Below are 26,124 nucleotides of genomic sequence, written 5' to 3'. Positions count from 1 at the left end.
GGGGGGATCATGCGGCGATTACACGATTACGATCGCTCACAGCGAACTCACGCAGAACAGGGAACAGGGGCGGGCTCCTGTTAGTTGAGTCGGCATAACTCAACCCATTGGAGTGCTGATGTCCCAGGTCCTTCCCGTCCTCCCGCTCGACGACGAGGTCGTCCTGCCCGGCATGGTCGTTCCCCTTGACCTGTCGGCCTCCGAGGTCCGCGCGGCCATCGACGCCGCCCGGGCCGGTGGAGAGAGCACGGTCCTGCTGGTGCCCCGCGTCGACGGCCGCTACGGCCCGGTGGGGGTGAGCGCCGTCGTGGAACAGGTCGGACGGCTGCCGGGCGGCGAGCCCGCGGCCGTCGTGCGCGGCGTGCACCGCATGCGCGTCGGCACCGGCACCACCGGCCCCGGCGCGGCGCTGTGGGTCGAGGCGACGGTGCTGGAGCCGGTCGCCGCCGGGCCGAGGGCCGGTGAACTGGCCAAGGAGTACAAGGCCCTGACCACCACGATCCTGCAGAAGCGGGGCGCGTGGCAGGTCGTCGACGCCGTCAACCAGATCACCGACCCCGCCGTCCTCGCCGACAGCTCGGGGTACGCCCCCTGGCTGACCATCCAGCAGAAGCTGCTGCTGCTGGAGATCGCCGACCCCGCGGAGCGTCTCGACAAGCTCGTCGGGTGGGCCCGCGACCACCTCGCCGAGATGGACGTCGCGGAGACCATCCGCAAGGACGTCCAGGAGGGCATGGAGAAGCAGCAGCGCGAGTTCCTGCTGCGCCAGCAGCTCGCCGCCGTACGCAAGGAGCTGGGCGAGCTGAGCGGCGACCCCTCCGACGAGGAGGAGGACTACCGGGCCCGCATCGAGGCCGCCGACCTGCCCGAGAAGGTCCGGGAGGCGGCGCTCAAGGAGGTCGCCAAGCTGGAGCGCACCTCCGACCAGTCGCCCGAGACCGGCTGGATCCGCACCTGGCTCGACACGGTGCTGGACGTTCCGTGGAACGTCCACACGACCGACTCCTACGACATCGCGGGCGCCCGCGCGGTGCTCGACGCCGACCACACCGGCCTCGACGACGTGAAGGACCGCATCGTGGAGTACCTCGCGGTCCGCAAGCGCCGGGCCGACCAGGGCCTCGGCGTGGTCGGCGGGCGCCGCAGCGGCGCCGTGCTCGCGCTGGCCGGCCCTCCCGGGGTCGGCAAGACCTCTCTCGGCGAGTCGGTCGCCCGCGCCATGGGCAGGAAGTTCGTCCGGGTCGCCCTGGGCGGCGTGCGCGACGAGGCGGAGATCCGCGGCCACCGGCGCACGTACGTCGGGGCGCTGCCGGGCCGCATCGTCCGGGCGATCCGCGAGGCGGGCTCGATGAACCCCGTCGTGCTCCTGGACGAGATCGACAAGGTCGGCGCGGACTACCGGGGCGACCCGACGGCCGCGCTGCTGGAGGTGCTCGACCCGGCGCAGAACCACACCTTCCGCGACCACTACCTGGAGGTCGAGCTCGACCTCAGCGACGTGCTGTTCCTCGCGACGGCCAACGTCCTGGAGCAGGTGCCCGGACCGCTGCTCGACCGGATGGAGCTCGTCACGCTGGACGGCTACACCGAGGACGAGAAGGTCGCCATCGCCCGCGACCACCTGCTGCCGCGCCAGCTGGAGAAGGCGGGCCTCACCACCGCCGACGTGACGGTGGAGGAGGCGGCGCTGCGCCGCCTGGCGGGCGAGTACACCCGCGAGGCCGGCGTCCGGTCACTGGAGCGGTCGATCGCCCGCGTCCTGCGCCGGGTGACGGCGAAGGTCGCCCTCGGCGAGACGGAGCTGCCGGTGACGGTCGCCCCCGATGACCTGGTCGCCTACCTGGGCCGGCCGCGGCACGTGCCCGAGTCGTCCCTGCCGGAGGCCCGCCAGCGTACGGCGGTGCCGGGCGTGGCCACGGGCCTCGCGGTGACCGGCGCGGGCGGCGACGTCCTCTACGTCGAGGCGTCGCTGGCCGACCCCGAGACCGGGGCGACCGGCGTCACGCTCACCGGGCAGCTCGGCGACGTGATGAAGGAGTCGGCGCAGATCGCGCTGTCCTTCCTGCGGTCGCGCGGCGCGGAGCTGGAGCTGCCGGTCGGGTCGCTCAGGGACCGGTCGGTGCACATCCACGTGCCCGCGGGCGCGGTGCCGAAGGACGGCCCGTCGGCGGGTGTCACGATGACCACGGCCCTGGCCTCCCTGCTCTCGGGCCGCCCGGTCCGCGGCGACGTGGCGATGACCGGCGAGGTCTCCCTGACCGGCAGGGTGCTGCCGATCGGCGGGGTCAAGCAGAAGCTGCTGGCCGCCCACCGGGCCGGGATCACCACCGTGCTCATCCCCGCGCGCAACGAGCCCGACCTGGACGACGTGCCGGCCGAGGTGCTGGCCGACCTCACCGTCCACGCGGTGAGCGACGTCCGTGAGGTCCTCGACCTGGCGCTGACCCCCGCGACGGTCACGCGGCAGGCCGTCGCCTGACCGCCGGCTGATCGTCGCCGGGCCGCCGCAGGGCCGGCAACGGCGTCGGGTGCCCGGAGCGCCGCCGGTGAGCGCGGCGGCGCCGCCCGGAGGTTCCTGCGCCCGGAGGTTCCTGCGCCCGGCGGTCGCCCGCGCAAGGCCCGCGTCCCGTCCCGGGGCGCGGGCCTTGTCGTGTGACAAAGGGCACATTCCAGGTCTGGAATACCGGAAGGCTCACAGGTGGTTTCAGCTGGTCGTGAGCGTACCGAACCTGATGAACCCGCCTCGACGCGAGTGTCCAACGGGCTGAGCCCCTGGTCCTCCCGCCCCTCCCGCGAAGGCGCACACCCGATGACGCTCTCCTCGCCCTCCGATCCGGCCCCGCTCCGGATCGGGCGCCCGCCCTTCCCGACCGGCACGCAGCAGCCGTACGCGTTCTCCGGAGACAGCAAGTGATCACGGTTACCGGCCTGCGCAAGGCCTACGGCGACGTCGTCGCGCTCGACGGCGTCGACCTGCACGTCGGCAGGGGAAAGGTCTTCGGCGTGCTCGGACGCAGCGGCGCCGGCAAGAGCACCCTGCTGCGCTGCGTCAACCTGCTCGAACGCCCCGACGAGGGCGTGGTGACCGTCGACGGACGCGAGCTGACCACCCTCGGCGCGGCCGATCTGCGCCGCGCCCGGCAGCGCATCGGCATGATCCACCAGCACTTCGCGCTGCTGTCGTCGCGCACGGTGGCGGGCAACGTGGCCTTCCCGCTGGAGGTCATGGGCGTCGGCCGGGCCGCCCGGGCCCGGCGGGTCGCGGAGCTGCTCGACCTCGTGGGCCTGGCGGACCGCGCGGGGGCCTACCCCGAGCAGCTGTCCGGCGGGCAGAAGCAGCGGGTCGGCATCGCACGGGCGCTCGCGGCCGAGCCGTCCGTGCTGCTGTCGGACGAGGCCACCTCCGCGCTCGACCCCGCCACGACCCAGTCGATCCTGGCCCTGCTCCGGCGGCTCAACCGGGAGCTGGGGCTGACGATCCTGCTCATCACCCATGAGATGGACGTCATCAAGGCCGTCTGCGACTCCGCGGCGATCATGAGTGACGGGCGGATCGCGGAGGCGGGCTCCCTGCCCGGCCTGCTCGCCACCCCCGGATCGCGGCTGGCGGCCGAGCTGTTCCCGCTGCCGCCCGCCGAGCCCGGCACCGTGACGGTCGCCCTCGCCGCGGACGAGACCCTGCTGTCGCGTCTCGCGCGCACGTACGACGTGGACGTCGCCGTCGTGGGCGGCTCGGTCGAGCAGGTGGCGGGGGCTCCGGCGGGCCGGCTGCGGCTGCGGATCACCGGAGCCGGTGCGGCGGCCGCTCTCGCCGGCCTGCGTGAGCGCGGCCTGCTGGTCGAGGAGGCCGCGTGACCTGGTCGGAGATGAGCCCCCTGCTGTGGGAGGCCACCGGGCAGACCGCCGTGATGGTGGGCTGGTCCACGCTGTTCACCGTGCTGTTCGGGCTCCCGCTCGGCGTCTGCCTCGCCGGGACGGACCGCGGCGGGCTGTTCCCCGCCCCCGCCGTGCGGCGCGTGCTCGGCCTGGTCGTCAACGTCGGGCGGTCGCTGCCGTTCATCGTCCTCATGATCGCGGTCATTCCGCTGACGCGCGTGCTCACCGGCACGACGATCGGGACCACCGCCGCGGTGGTCCCGCTCACGATCGGCGCGGCGCCCTTCTTCGCCCGGCTGGTCGAGACGGCGCTGCGCGAGGTGGGCCGCGACGTCGTGCAGGCGGCCGAGGCGATGGGGGCGGGCCGGGTGACGATCGTGACGCGGGTCCTGCTGCCCGAGGCGCTGCCCGGCCTGGTCGCCGGGCTGACCGTCACCGTGGTCACCCTCATCTCCTACTCCGCGATGGCCGGAGTTATCGGCGGCGGTGGCCTCGGCGACCTCGCCGTCCGCTACGGATACCAGCGGTTCGAGACCACGCTCATGGTCGTCACCGTGGTCGTCCTGGTCGTCGTGGTGCAGCTCGCGCAGACCCTCGGCGACGCCGTCGCCCGCCGGCTTTCCCACCGTTAACCCATAGAAGGAGTCCTTTCCCATGCGTAGAACGCTCGGCCTCGTCATCGCCGCCGTGGTCGCGCTCGTGCTGTCCGCCTGCGGATCCTCGTCGCCGGGCACGGCGACCGCCACCGGCTCGGCGGCGGCGGACGCCCCGCTGAAGGTCGGCGTGAGCCCGGTGCCGCACGCGCAGATCCTGAAGTACGTGGCCGACAACCTGGCCGCCGCCAAGGGGCTGAAGCTGGAGCTCGTCGAGTTCAGCGACTACGTCCAGCCCAACCTGCAGCTCCAGGACGGCCGGCTCGACGCCAACTACTTCCAGCACAAGCCCTACCTGGACGACTTCAACGCGTCCAAGGGCACCAAGCTGAGCTTCGTCGCCCCGGTGCACCTGGAGCCGCTCGGCCTGTATTCGCGGAAGGTCAAGGACCTCGCCTCGCTGCCGCAGGGCGGCACGGTCGCGGTGCCCAACGACGCCACCAACCTCGGCCGGGCGCTCAAGCTGCTCGCCGACAACGGCGTGGTCACGCTGAAGGACGGCGCGGGCACCGCCGCGACCGAGCGCGACGTGGCCGGTAACCCGAAGAACTTGACCTTCCGCCCGCTGGAGGCCGCGCAGCTCCCGCGCTCGCTCGACGACGTGGACGCCGCCGTGATCAACGGCAACTACGCTCTGGAGGCCGACCTCGACCCGTCCTCCGACGCGCTGGTGCTGGAGAAGGCCGAGGGCAACCCGTACGCCAACGGCCTGGTGGTCGCGGAGGGGCACGAGAGCGACCCGCGGGTGAAGACGCTGGTCGGGCTGCTGACCGGGCCCGAGGTGAAGAAGTACATCGAGGAGACGTTCAAGGGCTCGGTCGTCTCCGTGGCCTGATGCGTACATAAATGGACGAATCATCCAGTCGCTTGATTGGATGATTCGTTCGTGCTGTCATGGCCCCATGTTGTACGGCACACCGGCGCTGGAGGCCGCGGACGAGAAGGTGCTCGCCGAGATCGAGGAGATGCGGCGCGACCTGAAATACCGGCTGGCCGAGGCGCACCGCTGGGACGGCCTGCTGCGGCGGCAGTTGCAGGCGCGGGCGATCCAGGGGTCGAACTCCATCGAGGGCTACCACGCCAGCGTCGAGGACATCGAGTCGATCATGTCGGGGGAGGACCCCCTGGAGACGCCGGCCGCCGTCGCCCGCGAGATCTCCGGGTACCAGCAGGCGCTCACCTACATCGGCGCCCTCTCGCGGGCATGGGCCTTCCGCTACGACGCCGGCCTGCTGCACGCGCTGAACTTCATGATGATCGGCCACCACGTGAACAAGACCCCGGGCACGGTCCGGCCCGGAGGGATCTACGTGCGGGACTCGGCCACCGGCGAGGTGGTCTACGAGGGCCCGGACCACGAGCAGGTGCCCGGCCTGCTCGCGGAACTGGTCGAGTGGCTCAACGAGGGCGATCTCGACGCCGCCGGCTACGTGCGCGGAGCGATGGCCCACCTCAACCTCGTCAAGATCCACCCTTGGCGGGACGGCAACGGGCGCATGTCGCGGGCGCTGCAGACGCTCGTGCTCGGCCGCGACCAGATCACCACGCCGGAGTTCGCCTCGATCGAGGAGTGGCTGGGCGAGGGCCGCACCACCTACGACTACTACGACGTGCTCGGCCTGGTCGGACGCGGCCGGTGGAGCCCGCACGGTGACACCCTCGCGTGGGTGCGGTTCGTGCTGCGCTGCCACCACATGCAGGCACAGCGGGTGGGGCGCCGGCTCGCGGAGGCGGGCGAGGTGTGGATGCTGCTGGAGGAGCGGACCGGGGAGCAGGGCCTGCACCCGCGCACGGTCTCGGCGCTCTACCAGGTGTTCGTCTCCCGGCGGCTGCGCCGTGGGATGTACCAGGCCGACGAGGGGCTGAGCCAGGGCCAGGCCGCCCGCGACCTGCGTGAACTGGCGGCCACCGGATGGCTCCAGCCGTACGGCGAGACGAAGGGCCGCTTCTACTCCCCGGGGCCGAAGATGACGGAGATCAAGGCCGCGTACGCCGAGCGGGCCAGGCCGCTGCGCGACCCCTACCGGACGCTGGAGCGCTGAGCGGACTCCATCGGGAACTCGCGCCTACCGCGCCGGTGGCGGACCGAGTAACTTTCGGTCATGCACCCTGGGGCGATGGCGGCGACGGCGCCGGACAAACCGGCAGTGATCATGGCGGGCTCCGGCCGGGTGATCACCTATCGGGAGCTCGACGAGGAGTCCAACCGCCTGGCGCACCTGCTGCGGGCCGCCGGCCTGCGCCCCGGCGACCACCTCGCCTTCATGCTGGAGAACCATCCGCTCTTCCTGGTGATCGCGTGGGCCGCGCACCGTTCCGGGCTGTACTACACGGCCATCAACTCCCGCCTCCAGGCCGACGAGCTGTCGTACATCGTCGACAACTGCGGAGCGCGGGTCTTCATCTCCTCGGCGCGGCTCGCCGAGGTCGCGAGCGCCGTCACGGAGGCCACGCCCCGCGTCGAGGTGCGGCTCATGCTCGACGGCGTCGCCCCGGGCTTCGCGTCGTACGAGGAGGCCGTGGCCGGGCAGCCCGCGACGCCGGTCGAGGACGAGTGCCAGGGCATCGACATGCTGTACTCCTCCGGCACGACGGGCCGGCCCAAGGGGGTGAAGCCGCCGATCAGCCTGGCGCCGCTGGACGCGCCCGGAGTCCTGCTCCGGCTGGTCGAGCGCCTGTTCGCGCCGGCGGCCGACAGCGTGTACCTGTCGCCCGCGCCGCTCTACCACGCCGCCCCGCTGCGGTACTGCCTGACCTTCCTGCGCCTCGGCGCGACCGTCGTCGTGATGGAGCGGTTCGACCCGGAGGAGGCGCTGGCGCTCGTCGAGCGGCACCGGGTCACCCACGCGCAGTGGGTGCCCACCATGTTCGTCAAGATGCTCAAGCTGCCGCGGGAGGTGCGCGAGCGCTACGACCTGTCGTCGCTGCGCTGCGCGGTCCACTCCGCCGCGCCCTGCCCCGTCGAGGTCAAGGAGCGGATGATGGAGTGGTGGGGCCCGATCATCCACGAGTACTACGCGGGGACGGAGGGCAACTGCTTCCTGTACGCCTCGCCGGAGGACTGGCTCGCGCACCGGGGCACGGTCGGCCGCCCGCTGCTCGGGATCCCCCACGTCTGCGACGAGAACGGCGACGAACTGCCGCCGGGCGAGCGCGGCACCGTCTATTTCTCCAAGGGGCCGCAGTTCGAGTATCACGGCGACCCGGAGAAGACCGCGTCGGCGCGGGACCCCAAGGGCCGCGGCTGGACCACGCTGGGCGACATCGGGTACGTGGACGAGGACGGCTTCCTCTACCTCACCGACCGGCGCTCCTACATGATCATCTCCGGTGGCGTGAACATCTATCCGCAGGAGGCGGAGAACGTGCTGGCGGTGCATCCCAAGGTGGCCGACGTGGCCGTCTTCGGGGTGCCGGACTCGGAGATGGGCGAGCAGGTGAAGGCCGTCGTGCAGCCGCTCGACCCGGCGGAGGCCGGTCCGGCCCTGGAGGCGGAGCTCATCGCCTACTGCCGGGAGCGCCTGGCGCACTACAAGTGCCCGAAGTCGGTCGACTTCCGCGGCGAACTGCCCCGCCAGGCCAGCGGCAAGCTCTACAAACGGCTGCTCAGGGACGAGTACCGGCAGCGTACGGCCTGAGCCGTGAGCATCCGGCGGCCTCGCATAAAGTACGCGTAGGGCGCTCGGGGAACCCCGTCGCTGATCGCTTAACGTGACCTTATCGCCTATGCGTCATCGTATTACCTGTACCGGCGGAGAGCCGGGATGACCGGCGGATCCATTGAGGGGGATGGCGATGAGCTCACCTGAGCACGTTCCCGGCAACGAGAACACCGATGTGCTTCCCAGCCACGGCTGGAGCCAGTTCGGCAGCACTCCGCCGCAGCACGGGCAGTACACCGGGGCCTACCAGGCGTACGGCTCGCACGGGAGCGGTCCTTATGACACGGCACAGTTCCCGGCGCCTCCGGTGCGGAAGGGCACGTTGACCGCTCGCCAGAAGGCGGGCGCGGGCCTCGCCCTCGTGGCCGTGGCGCTGGGCGGCGGGGTCACCGGGGCCCTCGTCGCCAACGGCGTGAACGGCGACCGGCCTGTGATCGCGAGTCCGGTGGTCAAGGGGGTCTCCAACTCCTCCGGCAACACCATCGCGGCGGTGGCCAAGGCGATCATGCCCTCGGTCGTGTCGATCGAGGTGAAGACCTCCGCGGGCGGCGGCGAGGGTTCGGGTGTCATCCTGTCCGCCGACGGCCTGATCCTGACCAACAACCATGTGGTGACGGCCGGCGGAGCGGGCGGCGGCACGGTCAGGGTCAAGTTCAGCGACGGCAAGACGGCGGACGCCGTCGTCAAGGGCACCGACCCCACCACCGACCTCGCGGTCATCCAGGCGCAGGGCGTCTCCGGGCTCACCCCGGCCTCGCTCGGCGACAGCGACAGGCTCCAGGTCGGCGACGCGGTGCTCGCGATCGGCAGCCCGCTCGGCCTGGAGGGATCGGTCACCTCCGGCATCGTGAGCGCGCTCGACCGCACGCTGACCGAGAGCCCCGAGGAGCAGCAGCAGCCGCAGTTCCCCTGGGGGATGGGACAGCAGGAACAGCAGCAGCAGAGCCAGGGCACGACGATCGGCGGCATGATCCAGACGGACGCCGCCATCAATCCCGGCAACTCGGGCGGCGCGCTGGTCAACGCGGCCGGCGAGGTCGTCGGCGTCAACACCGCGATCGCCACCTCGGGCTCCAGCTCCGGCAACATCGGCGTCGGCTTCGCGATCCCCATCAACACCGCGAAGCTGGTCTCCGAACAGCTGATCAAGACGGGCAAGGCGACCCACGCGTTCTTCGGCGTGAGCGTGGCCGACTCGGTCGGCGGCGCGCCGGGTGCGGTGGTCAGCTCGATCACGGCGGGCGGCCCCGCGGAGAAGGCCGGCCTCAAGGAGGGCGACCTGATCACCAAGATCAACGACAAGCTGGTGGACAGCGCCGAGGCCGTCCTCGGCATCATCCGGAGCTCCCGTCCCGGCGACAAGGTGACCGTCACCTTCACCCGCGACGGCAAGGAGAACACCATCACCGCCACGCTCGCCGAGAACTCGCCGACGAACTGACGGCGTCCACGATCGTCGCCGGCGGGCCTCCGGGGGGATGGCCCGCCGGCGATCGGCGTTCAGGCGCGGCGCCGGGTCAGCGCCTCCGACTCCCACAGGTCCCGGTAGTAGCCGGGCGCGCCGACGAGGTCGGCGTGGGTGCCGCGCTGGGTGACCCGGCCGCCCTCCAGCACCACGATCTCGTCGACCTGCTCCAGGCCGCGCAGCCGGTGGGTGACCAGCAGCGTCGTGCGGCCCCTGGTGGCGTCCAGCAGGTCGGCCGTGAGCAGGTCGGCCGTCTCCTCGTCCAGCGCCTCGGCCGGTTCGTCCAGCAGCAGCACGGGCGGGTCGTACAGCAGGGCCCGGGCCAGCGCGAGCCGCTGAAGCTGGCCGCCGGAGACCGTGCGTCCGTCCTCGCCGAGCACCGTGTCCCACCCGGTGCGGCCCGCCCACGCGTCCAGGCGGGCCCGCCGTACGGCCGCCTCGATCTCGCCGGTGGAGGCGCTCGGCCCGGCGAGGCGCAGGTTGTCCGTGAACGAGGCCTGGAACACGTACGGGTCCTGGGTGAGGCCGGTGACGCGCGCCCGCACGTCGTCGGACGACAGGCGGCGCACATCCGTTCCGTTGAGGCGGATCGCCCCCGACTCGATCTCCACCGTGCGCATCAGCGCGGACAGCAGCGTGCTCTTCCCGGCGCCGCTCGGACCGACCACCGCGACCCGGCGGCCCGGCGTCAGCGTCAGGCTCACGCCGTTCAGCGCGGGCTCGCGCCCGCCGTGCCGCACCACCAGGTCCTCCACCTCGACCGTCAGCGGCGGCTCCGGCGGCGGCGCCGGCTCGTCCGGCTCGCGGACCGCCGGGGGAGTGGCGGCCGTCTCCCGCAGTCTGCGCAACGCCGCGAGCACCGCCGCGAACCGCTCGCCCGCGGCGCCCAGCGCGAGCGCGGGCTCGAAGGCCACCAGCGAGGTCAGGGCGAGCACCGCCGTCGCGACCCGGTCCAGTCCGGCGCCCTGGGCCACCCAGACCACCGCCGCGACGGTCAGCCCCTGGGCCAGCACGCCGATCCCGAGCGCCGCGGCGTTGATCCGGGCCTGCCCCCGTTCGAGGCGGGCGAGCCGCCCGTCGGCGTCCATCGCGGCCGACAGGGCCTCGTCCCGCGCGCCGTACGCGGCGAGGTCGGCCGCGCCGTGCACCAGGTCGGCCACCCGGGCGGCGAGGTCGGCGCGGGCCGGGGCGATCCGCGCCGACCAGCGGCGCGCGGCGGCGGCCGTGCCGGCCGGCAGGGCCAGTCCGGCGGCGAGCAGACCGGCGGCGAGCACCGGCGCGGCGACCGGCAGCAGGAAGCCCGCGATCACGACGGCGGTGAGCCCGGTGACCAGGGCGGCGACGGCCGGGAGCAGGCACCGCACGAGCAGGTCCTGCACGGCGTCGGTGTCGTCCACCATGCGGCTGAGCAGGTCGGCGCCGCGCTGCGGCAGCGGCCCGGCGGGGATCAGCGCCCGGTAGAGGCGCTCGCGGGTGCCGGCCTGGGCGCGCAGCGCGACGTCGTGCCCGGCCAGCCGCTCGCCGTAGCGGAACACCCCCCGGGTGGTGGCGAACGCCCGCACCGCCACGATGGCGACCGACAGGGCCGCCAGCGGCGGCTGCTCGGCGGCCCTGGTGATCAGCCAGGCGGCCGACGCGATGAGCGCCACCCCCGCGAGGTCGGCGGCCGACCCGGCGACCGCGGCGAGCACCAGCCGCCGCCCCGTCCCGGCGACGGCGACCACCGACAGCGGCGACGGGCCGTCCGTCCTCGTGCGGCTCATCCCGCCTCCTCCCGTCGCTCCGCCGGTTCCGTCGCGTCCCCGCGTCTCGCGCGCGGGTGGGCGAGCGCGGCCTCGTCGCGCGGTTCGCGCTCGCCCGGTTCAGGCGCGCGCCCTGAGGCGGGGACGACGAGGGCGCCGCCGTCGAGGCGGACGACCCGGTCGGCCAGCTCGATCATCGCGGGGCGGTGCGCGACGATGATCGCCGTACGGCCCCGCGCCAGCCCTCGGGTGGCCGCCACGACGGCCGCCTCGCTCCTGCCGTCGAGCCGGGCCGTGGGCTCGTCCAGCAGCAGCACCTCGGTGCCGGTGCGGCAGAAGGCCCTGGCCAGCGCGACCCGCTGGCGCTGACCCGCCGACAGGTTCGCCCCCCGCTCGCCGAGCGGGGTGTCGTACCCCTGGGGCAGGGACTCGGCGAACTCCGCCACCTGGGCCGCCTCGGCGGCGGCCCGGATCTCCTCGGCCGTGGCGGCCGAGCCGAGCGAGATGTTCCGGGCCACCGAGTCCGCGAACAGGTGCGGGCGCTGCGGCACGAACGCGAGCCGCCGCCGCCACTCGCCGAGGTCGAGGCTCGTGAGGTCCTCCCCGCCGACGATCACCCGTCCCTCGTCGGGGGTCACGAACCCGAGCAGCAGGTGCAGCAGCGTGCTCTTCCCCGCGCCGCTCGGGCCCGCGATCGCCACCCGCTCACCCGGCTCGACGACCAGCGTGACCCGGTCGAGCGCGGCCTCGGCCCGTCCCGGATAGCGCACGGTCACGTTCTCCAGCCGGATCTCGGGAGGCTCCGGCCCGCCGGGCGGAGCGGCGCCCCTCGCCCGTCTCGTCGCGGCCGGCGCGGCGTGCTCCGCACGCGTCTCCGTCGCGGGCGCGGCGTCTTCCGCCGTCACCGGGGGCTCCCCGGCGGGCGCGTCCTCCCGTACGGCTGCGCGGCCGGTGTCGTCCGTCTCGCCGGGCCGTCCGGGGGGCGCGATCACGGCGAACGCCTCGTCGGCGGCGGCGACGCCCTCCATGGCGGCGTGGAACCGGGTGCCCATCGCGCGCAGCGGCAGGTACGCCTCCGGCGCCAGCAGCAGCACGAGCAGCGCCGTGCGCAGGTCGAGCGAGCCCGACAGCAGCCGCAGGCCCACGGGCACCGCCACCAGGGCGAGCGACAGCGACGCCACGAGTTCGAGCACCAGCGACGACAGGAAGGCCACCCGCAGCGTGCGCATGGTCGCGGCGCGGTGCGCCTCGGCGACCTCGCGGATCACCGACGCCTGGTAACGGGCCCGGCCGAAGGCGCGCAGCGTCGGCAGGCCGCGCACCACGTCGAGGAAGTGGCCGCCGAGGCGGGCCAGGGCGCGCCACTGGCGTTCGGTCACCGCCCTGGTGGTCCACCCGACGAGCGCCCCGAACACCGGGATCAGCGGCAGCGTGAGCACCACGATCACCGCCGTGGCGAGATCGGCGGCGAACAGCCGGACCACGACCGCGAACGGCACGACCCCGGCCACGGCGGCCGACGGGAGATAGCCGGTCAGGTACGGATCGAGCGCGTCGAGCCCCCGCCCCGCGAGCGTGACCACCTCACCCGACCGGTACGACGGCCCGAGATCCTGCACGCGTCCGAGCAGCAGCCGCCGCAGGGCCGACTTCAGCGCGGTGGCCGCGCGGCCCGCGAGAACCCCCTGTGCCCAGCCGAACAGCCCGCGCGCCGCGACCACCAGCGCCAGGGGGAGCAGCGCGGCGACGGCGAAGCGGCCCGACAGTACCCCGGCGAGCAGTTCCGCCTGCACGAGCACGAGCAGCCCGGCCGCCACCGCCGCCGCCAGGCAGCAGACGAGGTGGAGACGGACGCTCCGCTCGGCGCGGGCCAGCCGAAGGAGATCCTTGTGCACCGGTCACCCATCTAGAAGAACGTCGGCAGGGCGCCCTTCGAGAAGGTGCGCCACACCCATACTTGCGCGCCCATGAGGAACGGGACGAACGGCACCACCATGACACCCAGCACCGTCAGTGTCTGATCCGGGGCGGCGTCGCCGAGCATCCGCCCGGCCGCCCCCGCCGCTACCAGCACCGCGGGAAGCGCGGCGGCGCAGGCCGACAGCAGCAGCGAACCGCCCCGCGCGCCGTCGAGCCGCCAGGCCGCGAACGTCCGCCCGTGCCAGGCGAGCAGCGCCAGCAGCGCGACGCCTCCCGCGAGGCCGAGCGGGTCGAGGGGTGAGGCGGGCAGTCCGCGTGCGACGGCCGTCAGCACGGCTCCCCAGCCGAGGGCCAGCCCGGCGGAGCCTGCGCACACCGCGCCGTCCCACACCAGCCGCCAGCGGGCGCCGCCGGCCCTGCGGCGGAACCACAGCCCCGCGTCACGCACGATCCAGGCCAGCAGCACGACGGCGACCAGGGGATAGAGGCCGCTCAGGACCGGGCCCTCCAACGCCGGGAACGCACCGAACAGCACTCCGGCGAGCGCGATCAGCCACACCTCGTTGGCGAGCACGAACGGGGCCATCGCGCCGACGAGGCGGTCCCGGGCGGCGGGGGAGCGCCCCAGAACGGGCAGCAGGACGCCGAGCCCGATGTCGAAGCCCTCCAGGGCGAAGTAACCGGCCAGCAGGACGGCGAACGTCGCGAACCAGACAATCTCCATTGCGGGGTCCTCAGAACGAGTGGGCGGGGGCGGGAGAGTGATCGGCGGAGTGGTCGGGAGCACCGAGGGCGACCTCCCCGGGACCCCGCCGTACGGCGCGGATGATCAGGGCCCAGTCCACGACGGCGAGCAGGCCGAGCACGCCGGCGAACGCGGCGAGGGAGGCTGTGATCGCCGCCGGGGTCAGCCCGGGGGTGAGGGCGTCGGCCACGGAGAGCTTGCCGTACACCAGCCAGGGCTGGCGGCCCACCTCGCGCGTGAGCCAGCCGGCGATCGCCGCGACGAACGGCAGCGGGGTCATGAGCATGAGGAGCGGGTGCAGCCAGCGCCAGCGGGCCAGCAGGTCGCGGATGAGCAGCGGCGCCAGCACGAACATCACGCCGAACTGGGCGAACTGCCCGATCGTGATCATCAGTCCGAGTGCGATCCCAGGGACCGCCCCGTGGAACTTGTCCGGCTGCACGTCGCTGACCGGCCCGAACTGGGCGTAGCCGAACCCCACCGTGAACAGCGACCCGATGAAGGCGGTCAGCACGCCGATGCGCAGGGAGCGGGTGAAGAACTCCCGCTCGGCGGTGCGCCGGTACAGGTGATAAGCGCTGGCGCCCATCACGACGAACCCGCCGGCCCACAGACCGGCGCTCAGCACGTGGGGGAGCGCGAAGACGAGGGTCGGGTTGGTGAACAGGGCGCCGAAGTCGCGCAGCACGAGCCGTCCGCCCTCCTCGGCCGAGCCCACCGGGTTCTGCAGGAAGGAGTTGGCGACCATGATGAACAGGGCCGAGGCGTACGCCGTCAGCGTCACCAGCCAGATGCAGGCCACGTGGAGCCCGCGCGGCAGGCGGTGCCAGCCGAAGATCCACAAGCCGAGGAACGTGGACTCCAGGAAGAAGGCGAGCAGCGTCTCCAGGGCGAGCGGCGTGCCGAACACGTCACCCGCGTAGGACGTCAGCCCGCTCCAGTTCAGCCCGAACTGGAACTCCATCACCAGGCCGGTGAAGATGCCGAGCGCGTAGTTGATCACGTAGATCTGTCCCCAGAAGCGGGTCATCCGCTCGTACAGGGGATTCCCGCTGATGGCGAGGCGGGTGTGCATGATCGCCACCAGCGGGGCCAGTCCTAGTGTCAGCACGACGAACAGGAAATGCAGATTTCCCGTCACGGCGAACTGCAGCCGGGCGAGATCGACGACGTCCATGATTCCCCCAGGGAGATGCGTAGGCTGCCTACATGTAGACAGCCTACATATAGACTGAGGCCGTGACGAACCTGGATAGGCTGCGATCGTGAACGCCGACGCGCTCCGGGGCCACATGGACGCCCTGCTGCTCTCCGTGCTGGAGCGCGAGCCGCTGCACGGCTACGCGATCATCGAGGCGCTGCGCGAGCGCAGCGGCGGCGCGCTCGACGTGCCGACCGGGACGGTCTACCCGGCGCTGCGGCGCCTGGAGCGGGCCGGGCTGCTCGCCGGGGAGTGGGCCGCCGACGGCGGGCGCAGGCGGCGGACCTACCGGCTCACCGACGCGGGGCGCAAGGCGCTGGCGGGGGAGCGGTCGGCCTGGCGCTCGTTCACCAGCGCGATAGGGAGCGTTCTCGATCCGCTGCGCTGAGCGCGGTGACCGCCGTCGTGCAGCGCAGGCAGCGGGCCGCGCTGAACAGGGCGGATCCGGCGAAGAGATAACTGATGGCCGACACGGCCAGGCCCGGCAGATAGCTCCCGAACCCCACCGGGCCCCGGGCGGCCGCGGCCAGCGTCAGGCCCATCGCCGCGACCAGCGGCGTCTGCACCCAGACGAACAGCCCCAGCCGCCGGGTGACCAGCGCGGGGCGGCGGATCCGCCGCAGGCCGCGGCCGAGCGCGAGCAGGGTGAGCCCGCCCACGACCCCCACGCCGAGCTGCAGCAGGTCCACCGCCCTGGCCAGCAGGCCGAACCACCCCGGCTTGACCTGCTCGATCCGCGCGGTCTCGGGGAAGATCCGCCAGATCACCGCCCACAGGAACGCGGTCAGCGGCACGCTCAGGAACAGCAGCGCCGCCGTCCGCCTTCCCTGGCTCACCGCGAGCTCCCGCTGGAAACCGGGCGCGATCTCGTCCACCGTGCCGAAGTCGGCGATCGCCCGCCGCTCGGCCTCGGCCCGCGGCAGGCCCCCGGACTCGTAGGCCTCGGCGGCGTCCAGCAGGCCGTCGCGCGCCTCGGCCAGCAGGTCGCGCCGCGCCCCGGACGGCCCGCGCAGCGCACGCCCCAGCGCCGCGACGTACTCGTCGATCACACCCGCCCCCGCCATGGACTCCCTCCCCGGCCAGGGGCCAGCGTACGGTCCGGGGGGCCGGGGCGCATCAGGGTGATCCCCGATCCCGTACCCCATCCGCCGTGCTCGCCCGCCGGTGGGCCTGGGCGAAGGTCCCAGGACGCGGGGACCTGCGCCACCCCGGCACGAGCCCTACGGCACTGCCGCCGGCCCCCCCGACATGATCCTCTTGAGACACGGCAACGGCCGGGAAAGGAGTTGCTCTCGACTGAGCAAAACGGCGGAACGGCACCGCTCCGGTCCACCGATACCCTGTCCTCAGACCGGGCCGCATTCCAAAACATGGCCTGTTCCCGATGGGACGAGAGGGGCAGAGGGGCATTGTGGGTACGAGGATGCTCGTGGACCCCTGTCTTCTGACCGTTTCGCCACGGCAACATGCCGTTAACCCCGGTGGGCGAGACTGAGAGCGGAGAGCGAGGCGGGACGTGAACCAGCCGAAGATCGTGGTGGGAATCAACGGATCGATGGCGTCGCAGGCCGCACTTCGGTGGGCCGCCGCCGAGGGTTCGCTGCGCGGCGCGGTGGTGGAGGCGGTGTACGCCTGGGAGTGGACGGGCGGGCTGCACGCGCACTACGCGCCGATCGCGGGCCGTACCTCCCGGGAGGAGGAGCGGGGGGCCGCACTGGACATCGCCGGGCGGGCGGTCGCCGAGCTCGGCGAGCGCCATGTCGAGCCCGTCGTCGTGGAGGGCCCTCCGGCCCAGGTCCTGCTGCGCGCGACGGACGGCGCGGACCTGCTGGTGCTGGGCGCCCACGAGGCCGAGTCCGAGCCCTACCCCGTGCTCAACCCCGTCGTCTCCGCCTGCCTGCTGCGGGCCAGGTGCCCGGTCGTCGTCGTGCTGCCCGGAATGGAGCACGACCGCCGTCCCGGGATGCTCGCCGGCAGCCGCTCCTGATCCGCCGCTGATCCGGCCCGGGGCCGGACGTCCTCCCCGTTTCGGGACTTTCCGCCCTGCCCGGCCGTACGGCGCCGGGGCAGCCTGAGGACATGGATGCTGACAGGCGGCAGGGGACCGGCCAGGACATCGGCCGGCGGATCAGCCAGGGGACCAGCCGGGAGAGCGGCGAGGAGACCGGCCGGGGGATCGTCGTCGGGTACGACGGCTCCGACTTCGCCATGCAGGCGCTCGACTGGGCGATGGACGAAGCCGAGTTCCGCCGGGCGCCCATCACCGTGTGCCACGCCTGGCAGTCGCCGTACGCCCCGGGCGACGAGGAGGCGCGCAAGTCGCTGCACCACGCGGCCGAGCACGTGCTGTGGCACGGCGCCGAGTGCGCGCGCCAGTGCACGAGCGGCGTCCGCGTGCGGGAGGACCTGTTCGAGGGCCAGGCCACCGAGAGGCTCGTCGCGTTGTCGGCGACGGCCGATCTCGTCGTGGTGGGATCGCGGGGCCTGAGCGGAGCGGCCCGTCGCGTGATGGGCTCCGTCGCCGGGCACGTCGCCACGTACGCACACTGTCCCGTGATCGTGGTGCGCGGCGTGGGATCGCTGCCGCACCCGCGTCACCCCGGCCCGATCGTCGCGGGCGTCGGGGGCGGTGACGACCACGTCCTCGCCTTCGCCTACCGCGAGGCCGCCCTGCGCGGGCTGTCGGTGATCGCGGTGCACGCCATGCGCTATCCGGCCGCCGCCTGGAGCGCGGGCATGGCTCCCATGGTGATGTCCGACGTCCCCGGCCGGGAGGCGGTCGAGCTTCTGGAGGCCGCCGTACGGCCCTGGCGGGAGCGGTATCCGCAGGTGGAGACGGCGCTCCAGCCCGTCTCGGGCCCGGTGCTGGACGTCCTGGCCGACGCCTCCTCCGGCGCGACCATGCTGGTCGTCGGCGCGACCCGGGAGAAGGGCGCGCTCGCCAGGCTCGGGTCGGTCACCCGGCCGCTGATCGACGCCGTCACCTGTCCGGTGGCGGTCGTCCATCCCTGACCCGCCCGCACCGATCCGCCCGCTTCGATCCGACCGGATCTGTGCGGCCGGAGGGCGCGCAGGGAGCTGAGCCGGTGGGCTGAGCCGGTTGGGGCCGGGCCCGCCCGATGGACCGATCCAGCACCGGTCGCGCCGCGCAATGGCAGCACGCGCACTGCCGTGCCGTAGGCAGATCGTCAAATTAAGCCAATGTTTTACTAAAGACACCATTTGGTCCTGGTGTTGAGGGGGCTTGCCCTTAAAGTCCGGGGCATGCGTGCTCTCTCCCGAGTCAGCGCCGCTGACCACCCCGGTGGTCGCGGCCTTCGCCGCCGTGTTCGCGGGCGGGCCGTCGCCGTGCTCGCCGCGGCCGGCCTGTTGCCCGTCCTCGCCACCGCCATCTCCCCGGTGCCCGCCTCGGCCGAGCCGGGCACCGCCGTGATCAGCCAGGTGTACGGGGGCGGCGGCAACACCGGCGCCCCCTACACCAACGACTTCGTCGAGTTGTTCAACCGCGGCACGGCCACGGTCAGCCTGGACGGCTGGTCGCTGCAGTACGCCAGCGCGACCGGCACCGGGTCGTTCGGCTCCCAGAAGCAGAACCTGTCGGGCTCGCTCGCCCCCGGGCAGTATCACCTGGTCCAGCTTTCGGCCGGGACGACGCCGAGCGGCGCGCTCCCGGCGCCCGACACCGTGGGCACGCTCACGCTGAGCGGCACGGCCGGGAAGGTCGCCCTGGTCCGCTCGGCCACGGGCCTCGCGTGCAACGGCGGCTCCATCCCCTGCACGCCCGAGCAGACCGCGCAGATCGCGGACCTCGTCGGATACGGCAACGCCAACTACTTCGAGGGAACGGCGGCGGCTCCCACGCTGAGCAACGCCACGGCCGCGCTGCGGGCCGGCGGCGGCTGCGCCGACACCGACGACAACGCCGCCGACTTCGCCTCGGGCGCGCCCGCCCCGCGCAACACGGCCACGGCGCCGGCCCCGTGTGGCGCGCCGTCGCCGTCGGCGACCCCCTCGGCGACTCCGTCGGAGTCCCCTTCGGTCACGCCGTCGCCCTCCGTCTCTCCCTCCGTCTCTCCCTCCGTCTCACCCTCTGCCTCTCCCTCGGCCACGCCGTCCGCGTCGCCGTCGTCCACGCCCACCGGGGATCCCTGCGGCGTGTCGCCGGACCGGCAGATCGCCGAGGTGCAGGGCAGCGGGACGGCCTCCCCGCTCGTCGGGCAGACGGTCCGGGTCGAAGGCGTCGTGACCGGCGACTTCCAGCGCACCGACCAGCTCAGCGGGTTCTACTTCCAGGACCCGACGCCCGACGCCGACCCCGCGACCTCCGACGGCCTGTTCGCGTTCGCCCGCGAATCCTTCAAGGATGTCAAGGTCGGTGACCGGGTGCTCGTCACCGGCCGGGTGGCCGAGTTCAACGGCCTGACCGAGCTTTCGCCGGTCACCGCCGTCGACGTCTGCGGCACCGGAAGCGTCAAGCCCGCCGACACCGCCCTGCCGAGGGCCGCGGGCACGACCTTCGAGCCGCTGGAGAACATGCTCGTGACGTTCCCCGAGCCGCTGACCCTCACCGACCACTACAACCTCGGCCGGTACGGCGAGGTGACCGTCGCGGCCGGAGGCCGCCTCTTCCAGCCGACCGACCGGAACGGCGTGGACCCCGCGCTCGACGCGCGCCGCTCCCTGCTGATCGACGACGGCTCGACGGTGCAGAACCCCGCCACCATCCCGTATGTCGGGACGCGGGGCGTCCCCCGCCTGGGCGACACCGCGTACGGCGTCACCGGAGTCCTGACCTACGGCTTCGACGTGTACCGCCTGCAGCCCACCACCGAGATCCGCTTCGCCCGCACCAACCCGCGCCTCGGCACCCCCCAGGCGGTCGGCGGCACGGTACGGGTGGCCAGCCTGAACACGCTGAACTGGTTCACCACGCTCGGCTCCCGCGGCGCGAACACGGTCGTGGAGCAGCAGCGCCAGCTCGCGAAGATCGTCGCCACCCTCCAGGGCCTCGACGCCGACGTCGTCGGCCTCATGGAGGTGGAGAACAACGGGCAGACCGCGGTCCAGGCCCTCGTGGACGCGCTCAACGCGAAGGTCGGCGCCGGCACCTACAAGGCGCTCACCCACCCGTACCCCGGCGGCGACGTCATCCATGTGACGGCGATCTACAAGCCGGCCAGGGTCACCCCGGTCGGCGCCGCCAGGTCGTCCACCGACCCCGTCTTCCGCCGCCCGCCGCTCATCCAGGAGTTCCGCCGCGTGTACGGCGGGCCGTCGTTCACGCTGGTCGTCAACCACTTCAAGTCGAAGGGCTGCGACACGGACGCTCCCGCCCCGGACCAGGAACACGGCCAGGGCTGCTACAACGACGAGCGGGTGCGGCAGGCCAGGGCCGTGCTCGGGCTGATCGACAGCATGCACCTGACCAGCCCGCTGGTGATCGGCGACCTCAACGCGTACGGCGAGGAGGACCCGATCCACACTCTGGAGCAGGGCGGGCTGGTGAGCCTCACCAAGAGGTTCGTCCCCGAGGCCCTGCGCTACAGCTACCTGTTCGACGGGCTGTCGGGCGAGCTCGACCACGCCCTCGCCGGCGGGGATCTGGTGAGCCGGGTCACCGGGGCGACGATCTGGCACGTCAACTCCGACGAGTCCCGCATTCTCGACTACAACACGGAGTTCAACCCGCCGGGGCTGTACCAGCCCGACGCGTTCCGCTCCTCCGACCACGACCCGCTGCTCATCGGGCTGGACCTGCCCGGCGGCAAGGGCTGACGGTCCGCACGTGAAGGAAGGGGCCCCCGGAGACGGGGGCCCCTTTCCATGACGCCCCAGGACCTGCGACGCGCCGGGACCTGTGACGCCGCGCGACGGGCCCGGCGCGGTGGGCGGATCACGCGTTGGGATCGACGAAGTCCCGCTTGGTCTCCGGCGGCTCGCCCGGCTTGCCGCCGGCCCTCGGGTAGCGCAGGTCGAAGGCGGGCCGCTCGGACCGTATCGGCGGGATCGACACGAAGTTGTGCCGCGGCGGCGGGCAGGAGGTGGCCCACTCCAGCGAGTTGGCGTGCCCCCACGGGTCGTCCACCGTGACCCTCTCCCCGTGCCGCCAGGTCCAGAAGAGGTTGTAGATGAACGGCAGGGTCGACAGCCCGAGCAGGAACGCCCCGACGCTCGACACCTGGTGCATCCAGGTGAAGCCGTCGTTGGCCGAGTAGTCGCCGTACCGCCGGGGCATGCCCTGCGCGCCGAGCCAGTGCTGGATGAGGAACGTCAGGTGGAACCCGATGAACAGCATCCAGAAGTGGATCTTCCCGAGGCGTTCGCTCAGCATCCGCCCGGTGAACTTGGGCCACCAGAAGTAGAAGCCGGAGAACATGGCGAACACCACCGTGCCGAACACCACGTAATGGAAGTGGGCGACCACGAAGTAGGTGTCGGTCACGTGGAAGTCCAGCGGCGGAGAGGCCAGGATGACCCCGGTCAGCCCGCCGAGCAGGAACGTCACGAGGAACCCCACCGCCCACAGCATGGGCGTCTCGAACGTGAGGTGGCCCCGCCACATCGTGCCCGTCCAGTTGAAGAACTTCACCCCGGTCGGCACGGCGATCAGGAACGTCATCAGCGCGAAGAACGGCAGCAGCACGCGGCCGGTGGCGAACATGTGGTGGGCCCAAACGGTCACCGACAACGCCGTGATCGCGATCGTCGCGCCGACCATCCCGACGTACCCGAACAGTGGCTTGCGGCTGAACACCGGGATCACCTCGGTGATGATGCCGAAGAACGGGAGCGCGATGATGTAGACCTCGGGGTGGCCGAAGAACCAGAACAGGTGCTGCCAGAGCAGCGGGCCGCCCGTCTGCGGGTCGTAGATGTGCGCGCCGAGCTTGCGGTCGATCTCCAGCGCCAGCAGCGCGGCGGCGAGCACCGGAAAGGCGAGCAGGACGAGGATCGAGGTGAAGAAGACGTTCCATGTGAAGATCGGCATCCGGAACATGGTCATGCCCGGCGCGCGCATGCACATGATCGTCGTGATGAAGTTGACCGAGCCGAGGATCGTCCCGAGGCCGGACAGCGCCAGCCCCATGATCCACAGGTCTCCGCCGAGCTGCGGGGTGAAGGGCGCGGTCGACAGCGGCGTGTAGGCCGTCCACCCGAAGGTCGGCGCCCCGCCCGCCAGTGACGACCCCACCACCATCAGCCCGCCGAACAGGAACAGCCAGTAGCTCGCCATGTTCAGCCGGGGAAACGCCACGTCCGGAGCGCCGATCTGCAGCGGCATGATCGCATTCGCGAACCCGGCGAACAGCGGGGTGGCGAACAGCAGCAGCATGACGCTGCCGTGCAGCGTGAACATCATGTTGTACTGCTGCAGGGTGACGAACTGCATCCCCGGCTCGAAGAGCTCCGCGCGGATGATCATCGCCTCGATGCCGCCGACCAGGAAGAAGCAGAACGCGGTGACCATGTACAGGTTGCCGATGACCTTGTGGTCGGTGGTCGACAGCCACGAGGTGAGACGGGCGCCGGGGCCCCGGTGAGGCACCAGATCACTCGGCCGTACGGCGTGGGTCGTCATCCGCCTGCTCCTTCGGACGTCAGCTCAAGGGGGTCTCCTGCCCGGTGACATGAGGCTCACTGCGAATGGAATGCTTGAATCGTCCGGCTGGTTATGCCCGCTGAAGACCGACTGAAAGGAGTCGCCCATGGCAACCGTCGAGGTGACCGAGAAGAACTTCAACGACATCGCCGACAACGGCATCGTACTGCTCGATTTCTGGGCGTCCTGGTGTGGCCCCTGCCGATCGTTCGCGCCGATCTTCGAAAAGGCGTCGGAAGAGCACGCGGACATCACGTTCGGCAAGATCGACACCGAGGCGCAGCCGGGCCTGTCGGAGGGGTTCGAGATCACCGCGATCCCCACGATCATGGCGATCCGGGACGGCATCGTGGTGTTCGCGCAGCCGGGCGCGCTTCCCAAGCCGGCGCTCGAGGACCTGATCAGTCAGCTCCGCGCGCTGGACATGGACTCCATCCGTGCCCAGATCGAGGCGGAGGCCAAGAACGGCTGAGGCGCCGGGCCGCGCCGGGCCGTGTCGGCCCGGCCCTCCCGTCACCCCGGACGCGGACCGGCCGGGGCGACGGTGCCGGTCTCAGCCGGACGTCAGCTCCCGACTTCAGCTGGAGCGGTAGAGCTCCGCGACGCGGAAGGCGAGGTCGAGCGACTGACCGCGGTTGAGGCGGGGGTCGCAGGCCGTCTCGTACCGCAGCGCCAGGTCCTCCTCCACGATCGCGTGCCCGCCGCCGACGCACTCGGTCACGTCGTCGCCGGTGAACTCGATGTGGATGCCGCCGGGGTGCGTGCCGAGGGCGTGGTGGACCTCGAAGAAGCCCGCGACCTCGTCGAGAACGTCGTCGAGCCGGCGGGTCTTGTGGCCGCTCGGCGCCTCGAACGTGTTGCCGTGCATGGGGTCGCACACCCAGGCCACGGTCGCGCCGCTCGCGTTGACCTTCTCGACGAGCGTCGGCAGCGCGTCGCGCACCTTCCCTGCGCCCATCCGCGTGATGAAGGTGAGCCGCCCCGGCTCGTTGTCCGGGTTGAGCTTGTCGATGAGCGCGATGGCCTCTTCCGGCGTGGTCGTCGGGCCGAGCTTCACGCCGATCGGGTTGCGGATGCGGCTGAAGAACTCCACGTGCGCCCCGTCGAGCTGCCGGGTGCGCTCACCGATCCACACCATGTGCGCCGACACGTCGTACGGCAGGCCCGTACGCGAGTCGATCCGGGTGAGCGCCCGGTCGTAGTCGAGGATCAGGGACTCGTGGGAGGAGTAGAACTCGACGGTGTGGAACTCCTCGGGGTCGGCCCCGCAGGCCCGCATGAACGCGAGCGCCTGGTCGATCTCCCGCGCGAGCTGCTCGTAGCGCCGCCCGGCCGGGGACTCGGCGACGAAGTCCTGGTTCCACGCGTGCACCTGGCGGAGGTCGGCGTACCCGCCCTTGGTGAAGGCCCGCGCGAGGTTCAGCGTGACGGCCGAGGAGTGGTAGGCGCGCAGCAGCCGGTTCGGGTCGGGGCGGCGGGCCTCGGGGGTGAAGTCGAACCCGTTGACCATGTCACCCCGGTAGGCGGGCAGCTCGACGCCGTCGCGCACCTCGGTGGGCTTGGAGCGCGGCTTGGCGAACTGGCCCGCCAGCCGGCCGATCTTGACGACCGGGACGCGGCCGGCGTAGGTCAGCACGATCGCCATCTGCAACAGCGTCTTGAGCTTGTTGCGCACGTTCTCGGCCGTGGCGCCCGCGAAGGTCTCGGCGCAGTCGCCGCCCTGCAGGACGAACGCCTCGCCGCGGGCGACCGCGGCCATGCTGTCCTTGAGCTGGTCGCACTCGCCCGCGAAGACCAGCGGAGGCAGGCCGGCCAGCTCCGCGACGACCTTGTCGAGCTCACCGCGGTCGGGCCAGTCGGGCTGCTGGGCCGCGGACAGGTCACGCCAGGTGTCGAGGTTCGATGCGCTCACGGACACCAAGGTTATTGCACCGCGTCCCCTGTGGCCCCCTCCTTGTCCATCTGCTGAGATCCTTTCACTCGTGGCGGAAGACGGACGTGCTCGGGAAGCACGCCGAGGCCGATGAATCTGGGCAGCAGCGAGCGGACCACCGGCACGCGGGTGAGATCGGGAATCGTCCGTACGGAACGGGAGGCGAGGGCGGGCCGGATGAACCGGTCCTGCACCACCCGCTGCGCGGTCTGGACGACGACCGTGGGTATCCGGCGGCGGCGCTGCACCTTGGCCAGCAGCGCCGACGGCGCCCGGCCGTGCAGCAGGGCCGGTCCGACGATGTTGGCCGTCGCGACGGCGTCCTGCACCGCGAGGTTGATCCCGACGCCGAAGATCGGCGACATCGCGTGGGCCGCGTCGCCGATCAGCAGCAGCCCGGGCAGGTGCCAGCGGGAGACCCGGTTCACCTCGACGCGCAGCACGCCGGCCTCGTCGATGGAGCGCAGTTCGTCCACCCGGCCGCCGAGGAAGGGCAGCAGCCGCCGCACCCGGTCGCGCAGTTCCGCGACCCCCTGCGCCCGCAGCGCCTCGAAGCCGCCCTTGGGGATGACGTACGCGAGCTGCCAGTGCGTCTCCCTCACGATGGCGACCATGAGCTCGCCGGCCGACGCCCGCAGGAACGGCTGCCCCGGATCGCCGGCCTCGCGCGGCAGCCGGAACCAGACGACGTCCATCGGAGCCCCGAACCGCCGGGGCGCGAGACCGGCCGCCTGCCGCAGGACGGAGTTCCGGCCGTCCGCCGCCACCGTCAGCGCGGCCCGGATCTCGTGCTCCGCGCCGTGTTCGTCGCGGTAGCGCACCCCCCGGACGGCGCCGTCGTCCCGTACGAGGTCGGTGACCGTGGCGTTCATCAGCAGGCGGAAGTTGGGGTAACGGCGCGCCTCGCCGGTCACGAGGTCGAGGAAGTCCCACTGCGGGACGAAGGCGATGTACTTGTACCTGCCGGGCAGCCTGCTCAGATCGGCGATGCGCACCCGGCCCTCGTCGGTCTCCAGGGACATGGTGTGCGCCTCGAAGTGCGGCAGCCGGTGGAACGCCTCGGCCAGCCCGATCTCGTGCAGCACCTGAAGGGTCGAGGGATGGATCGTGTCGCCGCGGAAGTCGCGCAGGAAGTCCGCGTGTTTCTCCAGGAGCGTGACGTCGACGCCCGCACGGGCCAGCAGCAGCCCGAGCACGGCCCCCGCGGGCCCGCCGCCCGCGATCACACATGTCGTGTCCATAATTCATCACCCGTTGAGATTGTCGCACGAGCGGCTCGGTGACTCCATACCCGGCAGGCCACCAGATGGTGACCCGCCGGGAGCGG

At 72.3% G+C, this 26,124-nt stretch carries 20 protein-coding genes; 12 read left to right on the top strand and 8 right to left on the bottom strand.

Going from position 1 to position 26,124, the window contains the following annotated elements; genetic code table 11:
- The first annotated feature begins 118 nt into the window (after nucleotides 1-118).
- The 7 genes from lon to HHX40_RS11890 all read left to right on the top strand — a co-directional run bounded on the left by lon (nucleotide 119) and on the right by HHX40_RS11890 (nucleotide 9,632).
- Nucleotides 119-2,479 (top strand): endopeptidase La, encoded by a 2,361-nt coding sequence (lon, locus tag HHX40_RS11920; protein ID WP_182880612.1) that lies wholly within the window; start codon nucleotides 119-121, stop codon nucleotides 2,477-2,479.
- Between the two features lie 431 nt (nucleotides 2,480-2,910).
- Nucleotides 2,911-3,855, top strand: a complete 945-nt coding sequence (locus HHX40_RS11915; RefSeq protein WP_182880611.1) for a methionine ABC transporter ATP-binding protein — start codon at nucleotides 2,911-2,913, stop codon at nucleotides 3,853-3,855.
- A gap of 11 nt (nucleotides 3,856-3,866) precedes the next feature.
- Nucleotides 3,867-4,508 carry a methionine ABC transporter permease gene (locus HHX40_RS11910; protein WP_138461220.1) on the top strand — a complete coding sequence of 214 codons (642 nt, stop codon included), beginning with the start codon at nucleotides 3,867-3,869 and terminating at the stop codon, nucleotides 4,506-4,508.
- Nucleotides 4,509-4,530: 22 nt separating this feature from the next.
- Nucleotides 4,531-5,364, top strand: a complete 834-nt coding sequence (locus HHX40_RS11905; RefSeq protein ID WP_182880610.1) for a MetQ/NlpA family ABC transporter substrate-binding protein — start codon at nucleotides 4,531-4,533, stop codon at nucleotides 5,362-5,364.
- A gap of 67 nt (nucleotides 5,365-5,431) precedes the next feature.
- Nucleotides 5,432-6,571: a Fic family protein gene (locus HHX40_RS11900; RefSeq protein WP_182880609.1), complete on the top strand. Its 1,140-nt coding sequence runs from the start codon at nucleotides 5,432-5,434 to the stop codon at nucleotides 6,569-6,571.
- Nucleotides 6,572-6,646: 75 nt separating this feature from the next.
- On the top strand, nucleotides 6,647-8,167 hold the full coding sequence (locus tag HHX40_RS11895) for an acyl-CoA synthetase (RefSeq protein ID WP_259403485.1): 1,521 nt from the start codon (nucleotides 6,647-6,649) through the stop codon (nucleotides 8,165-8,167).
- A gap of 157 nt (nucleotides 8,168-8,324) precedes the next feature.
- Complete coding sequence (locus HHX40_RS11890) at nucleotides 8,325-9,632, top strand: S1C family serine protease (RefSeq protein WP_182880607.1); 1,308 nt, start codon at nucleotides 8,325-8,327, stop codon at nucleotides 9,630-9,632.
- Nucleotides 9,633-9,691: 59 nt separating this feature from the next.
- On the opposite strand, the gene cydC is transcribed toward HHX40_RS11890, so the two are convergent.
- Genes cydC through HHX40_RS11870 form a run of 4 tightly spaced genes read right to left on the bottom strand, consistent with a single transcriptional unit; the run spans nucleotide 9,692 to nucleotide 15,240 of the window.
- Nucleotides 9,692-11,419 (bottom strand): thiol reductant ABC exporter subunit CydC, encoded by a 1,728-nt coding sequence (gene cydC, locus HHX40_RS11885; protein WP_182880606.1) that lies wholly within the window; start codon nucleotides 11,417-11,419, stop codon nucleotides 9,692-9,694.
- Entirely contained in the window at nucleotides 11,416-13,293 is a 1,878-nt protein-coding gene (gene cydD / locus HHX40_RS11880; RefSeq protein WP_182880605.1) for a thiol reductant ABC exporter subunit CydD, read from the bottom strand. Before cydD ends, cydC begins: the two co-directional genes overlap by 4 nt.
- 11 nt (nucleotides 13,294-13,304) lie before the next feature.
- Nucleotides 13,305-14,042 carry a cytochrome d ubiquinol oxidase subunit II gene (locus tag HHX40_RS11875; protein ID WP_182880604.1) on the bottom strand — a complete coding sequence of 246 codons (738 nt, stop codon included), beginning with the start codon at nucleotides 14,040-14,042 and terminating at the stop codon, nucleotides 13,305-13,307.
- 10 nt (nucleotides 14,043-14,052) lie between these two features.
- Complete coding sequence (locus HHX40_RS11870) at nucleotides 14,053-15,240, bottom strand: cytochrome ubiquinol oxidase subunit I (protein WP_182880603.1); 1,188 nt, start codon at nucleotides 15,238-15,240, stop codon at nucleotides 14,053-14,055.
- Between the two features lie 88 nt (nucleotides 15,241-15,328).
- Between HHX40_RS11870 and HHX40_RS11865 the strand changes: the two genes are divergently transcribed.
- Entirely contained in the window at nucleotides 15,329-15,652 is a 324-nt protein-coding gene (locus HHX40_RS11865) for a helix-turn-helix transcriptional regulator (protein ID WP_182875297.1), read from the top strand.
- Here HHX40_RS11865 and HHX40_RS11860 read toward each other — a convergent pair.
- Entirely contained in the window at nucleotides 15,612-16,328 is a 717-nt protein-coding gene (locus tag HHX40_RS11860; RefSeq protein ID WP_182880602.1) for a permease prefix domain 1-containing protein, read from the bottom strand. The two genes, HHX40_RS11865 and HHX40_RS11860, sit on opposite strands and share 41 nt — an antisense overlap.
- 452 nt (nucleotides 16,329-16,780) lie before the next feature.
- Between HHX40_RS11860 and HHX40_RS11855 the strand changes: the two genes are divergently transcribed.
- The 3 genes from HHX40_RS11855 (at nucleotide 16,781) to HHX40_RS11845 (ending at nucleotide 21,039) form a co-directional block, all read left to right on the top strand.
- Nucleotides 16,781-17,251: a universal stress protein gene (locus tag HHX40_RS11855; protein WP_111701037.1), complete on the top strand. Its 471-nt coding sequence runs from the start codon at nucleotides 16,781-16,783 to the stop codon at nucleotides 17,249-17,251.
- A gap of 92 nt (nucleotides 17,252-17,343) precedes the next feature.
- Nucleotides 17,344-18,276 carry a universal stress protein gene (locus tag HHX40_RS11850; RefSeq protein ID WP_182880601.1) on the top strand — a complete coding sequence of 311 codons (933 nt, stop codon included), beginning with the start codon at nucleotides 17,344-17,346 and terminating at the stop codon, nucleotides 18,274-18,276.
- A gap of 252 nt (nucleotides 18,277-18,528) precedes the next feature.
- Nucleotides 18,529-21,039 carry an ExeM/NucH family extracellular endonuclease gene (locus HHX40_RS11845; protein ID WP_182880600.1) on the top strand — a complete coding sequence of 837 codons (2,511 nt, stop codon included), beginning with the start codon at nucleotides 18,529-18,531 and terminating at the stop codon, nucleotides 21,037-21,039.
- Nucleotides 21,040-21,157: 118 nt separating this feature from the next.
- Here the strand turns inward: HHX40_RS11845 and ctaD are convergent, their stop codons facing one another.
- Nucleotides 21,158-22,843 carry a cytochrome c oxidase subunit I gene (gene ctaD / locus HHX40_RS11840; protein ID WP_182880599.1) on the bottom strand — a complete coding sequence of 562 codons (1,686 nt, stop codon included), beginning with the start codon at nucleotides 22,841-22,843 and terminating at the stop codon, nucleotides 21,158-21,160.
- Nucleotides 22,844-22,970: 127 nt separating this feature from the next.
- Here ctaD and trxA point away from each other — a divergent pair, with 127 nt between their 5' ends.
- Entirely contained in the window at nucleotides 22,971-23,336 is a 366-nt protein-coding gene (trxA, locus tag HHX40_RS11835; protein WP_111701033.1) for a thioredoxin, read from the top strand.
- Between the two features lie 105 nt (nucleotides 23,337-23,441).
- Here trxA and HHX40_RS11830 read toward each other — a convergent pair whose 3' ends face one another.
- Nucleotides 23,442-24,776, bottom strand: a complete 1,335-nt coding sequence (locus HHX40_RS11830) for a class II 3-deoxy-7-phosphoheptulonate synthase (RefSeq protein WP_396700325.1) — start codon at nucleotides 24,774-24,776, stop codon at nucleotides 23,442-23,444.
- A gap of 11 nt (nucleotides 24,777-24,787) precedes the next feature.
- Complete coding sequence (locus tag HHX40_RS11825; RefSeq protein WP_182880598.1) at nucleotides 24,788-26,038, bottom strand: FAD-dependent oxidoreductase; 1,251 nt, start codon at nucleotides 26,036-26,038, stop codon at nucleotides 24,788-24,790.
- Between the last annotated feature and the right edge of the window lie 86 nt (nucleotides 26,039-26,124).

The organism is Microbispora sp. H10949, from assembly GCF_014161435.1.
In the GTDB taxonomy this organism is placed as follows: domain Bacteria; phylum Actinomycetota; class Actinomycetes; order Streptosporangiales; family Streptosporangiaceae; genus Microbispora; species Microbispora triticiradicis.
Note: the sequence above shows the minus strand (reverse complement) of the source record. Positions and strands in the feature narration are given on the sequence as shown.